The 5,548-nt window shown below is 55.9% G+C and carries 5 protein-coding genes; 3 read left to right on the top strand and 2 right to left on the bottom strand.

Going from position 1 to position 5,548, the window contains the following annotated elements:
- The first annotated feature begins 28 nt into the window (after nucleotides 1–28).
- Nucleotides 29–4,285, top strand: coding sequence for a type ISP restriction/modification enzyme (locus tag HMPREF3048_RS02720; protein ID WP_083316670.1), 4,257 nt, complete (start codon nucleotides 29–31; stop codon nucleotides 4,283–4,285).
- Nucleotides 4,286–4,296: 11 nt separating this feature from the next.
- On the opposite strand, the gene HMPREF3048_RS12615 is transcribed toward HMPREF3048_RS02720, so the two are convergent.
- Complete coding sequence (locus HMPREF3048_RS12615; protein WP_256366010.1) at nucleotides 4,297–4,428, bottom strand: hypothetical protein; 132 nt, start codon at nucleotides 4,426–4,428, stop codon at nucleotides 4,297–4,299.
- Between the two features lie 163 nt (nucleotides 4,429–4,591).
- Here HMPREF3048_RS12615 and HMPREF3048_RS02715 point away from each other — a divergent pair, with 163 nt between their 5' ends.
- Both HMPREF3048_RS02715 and HMPREF3048_RS02710 read left to right on the top strand, forming a co-directional pair.
- Complete coding sequence (locus tag HMPREF3048_RS02715; RefSeq protein ID WP_070482101.1) at nucleotides 4,592–4,900, top strand: type II toxin-antitoxin system RelE/ParE family toxin; 309 nt, start codon at nucleotides 4,592–4,594, stop codon at nucleotides 4,898–4,900.
- On the top strand, nucleotides 4,897–5,190 hold the full coding sequence (locus HMPREF3048_RS02710) for an addiction module antidote protein (protein ID WP_070362126.1): 294 nt from the start codon (nucleotides 4,897–4,899) through the stop codon (nucleotides 5,188–5,190). Before HMPREF3048_RS02715 ends, HMPREF3048_RS02710 begins: the two co-directional genes overlap by 4 nt.
- Here the strand turns inward: HMPREF3048_RS02710 and HMPREF3048_RS12695 are convergent.
- Nucleotides 5,187–5,528, bottom strand: a complete 342-nt coding sequence (locus tag HMPREF3048_RS12695) for an IS3 family transposase (protein WP_083316668.1) — start codon at nucleotides 5,526–5,528, stop codon at nucleotides 5,187–5,189. The genes HMPREF3048_RS02710 and HMPREF3048_RS12695 overlap by 4 nt on opposite strands.
- Nucleotides 5,529–5,548: the final 20 nt, after the last annotated feature.

Below are 5,548 nucleotides of genomic sequence, written 5' to 3'. Positions count from 1 at the left end.
GCCCTGGGGTGGAACTGCTAACAACGTAATGGGCCGCGCCCGCGTCCTCTTCCTCGTTCCTTCCATCGCACTGCTCGCACAGACACTTCGCGAGTGGACTGCGCAGGCTCGCCTAGATCTGAAGAGCTTCGCGGTTTGCTCCGATAACAAGGCCAGCCGCCAGGCCGAAGACATTGCCTCGTACGATCTCGAGGTCCCTGTCTCCACTGATGGCGACGACATCGCTACTCTTTTCTCGCAAGGAAAGCGCGCCAATGGTCTGCACGTCGTCTTTTCCACCTACCAGTCCTTGCCCGCTGTTCATGATGCTCAGGCGAAAGGGCTGGACGATTTCGACCTCGTTATCTGCGACGAGGCCCACCGCACCACCGGTGTCACACTCGCCGGCGCGGATGAGTCCAACTTCGTTCGTATCCACGATGCCGACTACATCAAGGCCGCTCGTCGTCTGTACATGACGGCAACGCCAAGGCTTTTCGACGACTCCGTCAAAACCAAAGCCGAAGAACACTCGGCCGAACTGGCCTCCATGGACGACGAGGCCATCTACGGTCCGGAGTTTCATCGACTCGGATTTGGTGAAGCAGTGGATAAGGGCCTGCTCACCGACTATCGCGTCTTGGTGATGACCGTGGACGAGGACGTTGCTGCCGAAGCACTGGCTCGGCACACGCAGGAAGGCATGAACCTGACCACCGCTTCAGCGATGATTGGCGCGTGGAACGCACTCGCAAAGCGCTCCGGCAAATTGCAAGGGCACAAAGGTGGCTTCGAGGAAGATGCTGCACCGATGCAGCGCACCGTTGCATTCGCGAAGGACATCAAAACCTCGAAGCTGATCGCAGAAACCTACCCGGGGCTCATCGCAAGCCACCAACAAACGCTTCGCGAGCATGCTGCGACCAACGATGTTTCGCTTCACAACGTGGATTTGTCCGTCGCAGTACAGCACGTCGACGGCAGCATGAACGCAATGGAACGCGGCAACAAGATCGCGTGGCTCGAGGCATCCATGGAGCCGGACGAAACTCGCATCCTCACTAACGCGCGATGCCTCTCTGAGGGCGTTGACGTGCCTGGTTTGGACTCGGTGATCTTCTTCAACCCGCGCAATTCCATGGTCGACGTGGTCCAATCTGTCGGCCGTGTGATGCGTAAGTCCGAGGGCAAGGATTACGGCTACATCATCCTCCCCGTCGCAGTTCCTCCGGGGAAGTCGCCATCCGAAGCGCTGAACGACAACGTTCGCTTCAAGGTGGTCTGGCAGATTCTCAACGCACTGCGTGCGCACGACGACCGCTTCAACGCCAAGGTGAACTCAATCGGCTTGAACGGCGACAAACCTGATGAGCTCCCGATCGATGTCACTCATGTCGAAGTCGAAAAAGCAAAGGCAGAGCTCGATAAGAACGACTCCACCCCTGGTTATGAGACCTCGGAGCTCACCTCCGAGCAAGTTGCACTCTTCTCCCTAGAGAAGTGGCAGGAAGCGATCTACACCAAGCTCGTGGACAAGGTCGGCACCCGAACCTACTGGGAAGACTGGGCCGACGATGTCGCGGTAATCGCTGAAAACCAAATCACCCGTATTCACAAGCTGCTGGAACACGCGAGCCCGAAGTTGCAGCGCGAGTTCGATCGCTTCGTCGATGGCCTGCGCGGCAATCTCAACGACTCGATCTCCGAGAACGAGGCGATCAGCATGCTCTCCCAGCACCTGATTACCGCCCCGGTATTTGACGCGCTGTTCAGCGATCACGATTTCGCCGCCCATAATCCGGTCTCCCAGGTCATGCAGCGCATGGTTGACGCCCTCGACGATAGTGACCTGGATGCTGAGACTGATTCGCTTGAGAAGTTCTATGCCTCGGTGCGGGTGCGCGCCTCTGAAGTCACAAGTGCTTCCGGTAAGCAGCAGGTGATCAAGGAGCTCTACGAGCGTTTCTTCCAAAAGGCATTCAAGCGCGACGCCGAAAAACTGGGCATTGTGTACACCCCAGTCGAGATCGTGGACTTTATCCTGCGCGCTGCCAATGACGTGTCGGAGAAGCACTTCGGCCGCGGGCTTACGGACGAGAGCGTGCACATCCTGGATCCGTTTACGGGCACCGGCACCTTTATGGTTCGACTGTTGCAGTCCGGGTTGATCGACCCGAAGGACCTGGCCCGAAAGTACGCCAACGAGTTGCACGCCACTGAGATCATGCTACTGGCGTATTACGTGGCTGCGGTGAATATCGAGACGACGTTTAACGCGTTGCAGGCCGAGGCCGCGCAGCGCGAGGGCCTGCCCGAGCCGGAGTATGTGCCGTTTGAGGGCATTGCGCTTGCCGATACCTTCCAGATCCACGAGGACGGCGACATCCTGGATCTGACGGTGTTCAAGAACAACAACGAGCGCATCGTCCGGCAGAAGGAAGCACCGATCAACGTGATCGTGGGCAATCCGCCGTACTCGGTAGGTCAGACAAGCGCTAATGACAACAACGCGAACCTGAAGTACCCGACGCTGGACGCAAGGATCCGTGAAACCTACGGGGCTAAATCGACAGCTACTTCACAACGAACTCTTTACGATGCTTACTTGCGCGCGTTCCGATGGGCAACCGACCGGATTGGCAACCAGGGAGTTGTTGCATTTGTCTCTAACGGCGGTTGGGTGGACGCCAACACTGGTGATGGAGTACGGCTTTCGCTAGCCGAAGATTTTAGCGACGTGTATTTGTTCAATTTGAGGGGCAACCAGCGCACCGCTGGCGAGCAATCCCGCAAAGAGGGCGGCAAGGTGTTTGGTTCCGGTTCTCGAGCGTCCGTATCAATCTTGATCGGAATCAAGGACCCGAATAAAGCTGGGTTCGATCTGCACTACCGAGATATTGGAGACTACCTATCTGCAAAGGAAAAGCTCGCGATTGTCGATACTTCGACAATTGAGAATGTTGAATGGCAACCAGTTGTGCCGAACCAGCACGGGGACTGGCTGAATCAGCGCAGCGACGAGTTCGCCACCTGGCCGGTGATCGGCGAAAAGAAGACAAACGGTCTGAGATTTTTTGAAGCCCATTCCCTAGGACTCGGCACGAACCGCGATGCTTGGGCATACAACTATTCGTTTACTGGACTTTGTGAAAACATGCAGTTGACCATTCACCGTTACAACGAAGCTTTGAACGAATTCAGCTCTTTTGAAGGAGATGCCCAAGCTTTCTTGGAGGCTTTCCCCGAACATAGCGATGCTAGAAAGATCAAGTGGTCTTCAAGTTTGGTGCCCCAGCTCGGACGCTACAAAGAAACGAAATTTGAGCGAGACGGACTCAGAAGTTCACTTTATCGGCCGTTCAGTAAACAGCATGTCTATTTTGACCCCATGTGGAACCATCGTCAGGCGCAATTGCCAACGATGTTTCCTACGCTTCAGCACAACAACATCGGATTTGTCATCACCAGTCCCGGCGAGACTGTGTCACTCTCCGCTCTGGCGATGAATGTCCTTCCTGATCTGCACACGATCGCATCTTCCCAGTTCTTCCCCCGTTTCACCTGGGAGCCCGTGGACGCTGAAGATGGTGGGCTGTTCGGCGAAGGGGCGTCGATAAGCGAAGGCGAGTCCTCGATTTATGGGCAGGTTGGCGAGGTCGTTGCGGGTTATGTGCGCAAGGACAACATCACCGACGAGATCAAGGCGCTCTACCGCGACGCGCTGGATGCCGATGTCACTGGTGACGACATCTTCCACTTCGTTTACGGCAAGCTGCACGATCCGAACTATCGGGAGGCGTATGCGGCGGATTTGAAGAAGATGCTGCCGCACATTGAAACGCCGGGTTCGCGTGAAGAGTTCGACAAGTTGGCGCGTTCCGGCAAGGAACTGATGGACCTGCACGTCGGGTACGAGGATGTGCAGCCGTACCCGCTGGATATCGCGGTCAAGGGCGACGAGTCCGACCCGGAGACCTGGCGTGTGTTGAAGATGAAGTGGGCACGTAAGAAGGACCCAGAGACCGACAAGAACGTCAACGACGTGACCAAGTTGATTTACAACAAGCGGGTCACCATCGCGGGTATCCCGGCTGAGGCTGATGAGTACATGCTGGGGTCGCGTTCCGCGTTGGCGTGGCTGATTGATCGCTACCAGGTGAAGAAGGACAAGGCGTCTGGGATTGTCAACGACCCGAACGATTGGGCCGATGAGGTTGGCAACCCGCGCTACATCGTGGATCTGATTGGCAAGGTGACCCGGGTTGCGGTGGAGACGGTACGGATCGTGGAGGGGCTGCGAGAATAACGCCGTTCGGTTCATTGCCAGTTGAGGCTCGAGAGCGTGGCTTCATCGCGGATGATCGAAAAGCGGTGCGGTGGCCCCTCAGCCGCCAGGTTGACCTTGAACACCTCACCGAAGATCCGGGCCATAGCGGACGTGTCATCCACCTCGACCTCAACTCATCAACCGCACCCTCAAGTCTGCATGCGTCTTTAGCGTCTTTAGACGCTTTCCTGGCGTCATCACCAATCTTCAAACCGAAAGAGGAGTCAGCCATGAGAGGCGTATTCCCCACTTGAGCCATGTAGCTTTTAGGCTACACTTGGGCGTGTGGAGATCATTTCCAGCAGCTTGTTTGACGCCTGGTTAGGTGAGCTAAAAGACAAACATGCTCAGCGACGCATTTTGTATGCAATAGCCCGATGCGAAGCACACGGAAGAATGATTGGAGACATCAAACCCGTTGGCGAGAAGGTTAGCGAGATGAGATTTCATTTCGGGCCCGGCTATCGGGTGTACTACACCCGACTAGGCGCAATAACGGTTTTCCTGCTGGCCGGAGGAGATAAATCCAGCCAGGATAAAGATATTCGAACCGCTCAAAAGCTCGCACAACAGGTAAGGGAGGAACAGTCGTGAAGGAAGTAACATTTTCAGCGTTCGATGCAAGCAAATATCTCGATAGCCAAGAAGCAGTGAACGATTACCTGGCTATCGCACTCGAAGACGGCGATACGAAAACCGTTCAGGTGGTTTTGCGTGACATTGCAAGGGCACACGGCATGAGCCAGCTCGCTAAAGAGACTCAACTCAACCGTGAATCCCTCTACAAGTCACTATCAAAAGACGGTAACCCGTCCTTTGCGGCTATCACGAAAATCATGAAAGCCCTGGGACTCAAAATAACTCTCGCTACACAAAATGCCTAGATACCTACTGGAATCACATCACCAATAAACCAAACGTGCCTCTGCTCAGCCCGTCCGGCCTCTATCCGCCGATCAGTGGTGGATCGCGGAGCCTGCGACCAGGCCCGTTGAATACGATCCGGGAAACGCTCGGCGGAGGGATCAGCAACGGTGGTGCGTGTGGTCTTGCGCCGGAGTACACCCGCGATTCCAAGGATATTCATGAGGCGTTGCACCTGGTCACGGCCGATGTTCCAGCCTGCTCGGTGGGCGGCTTTCCATAGTTTTCGTCGCCCGTAGACCCGCCGATTGGCCTGCCACAGCTCAAAGAGCCGGTGCGCGGTGTTGTGTTTTGTCAAGTTGTTTTAGGCCGTTTCGG

Origin of the sequence: Corynebacterium sp. HMSC075D04, from assembly GCF_001815635.1 — a bacterium.
Classification (GTDB): domain Bacteria; phylum Actinomycetota; class Actinomycetes; order Mycobacteriales; family Mycobacteriaceae; genus Corynebacterium; species Corynebacterium coyleae.
The sequence above is the reverse complement of the archived record's forward strand: the minus strand, read 5'-3'. Positions and strand labels throughout refer to the sequence as shown.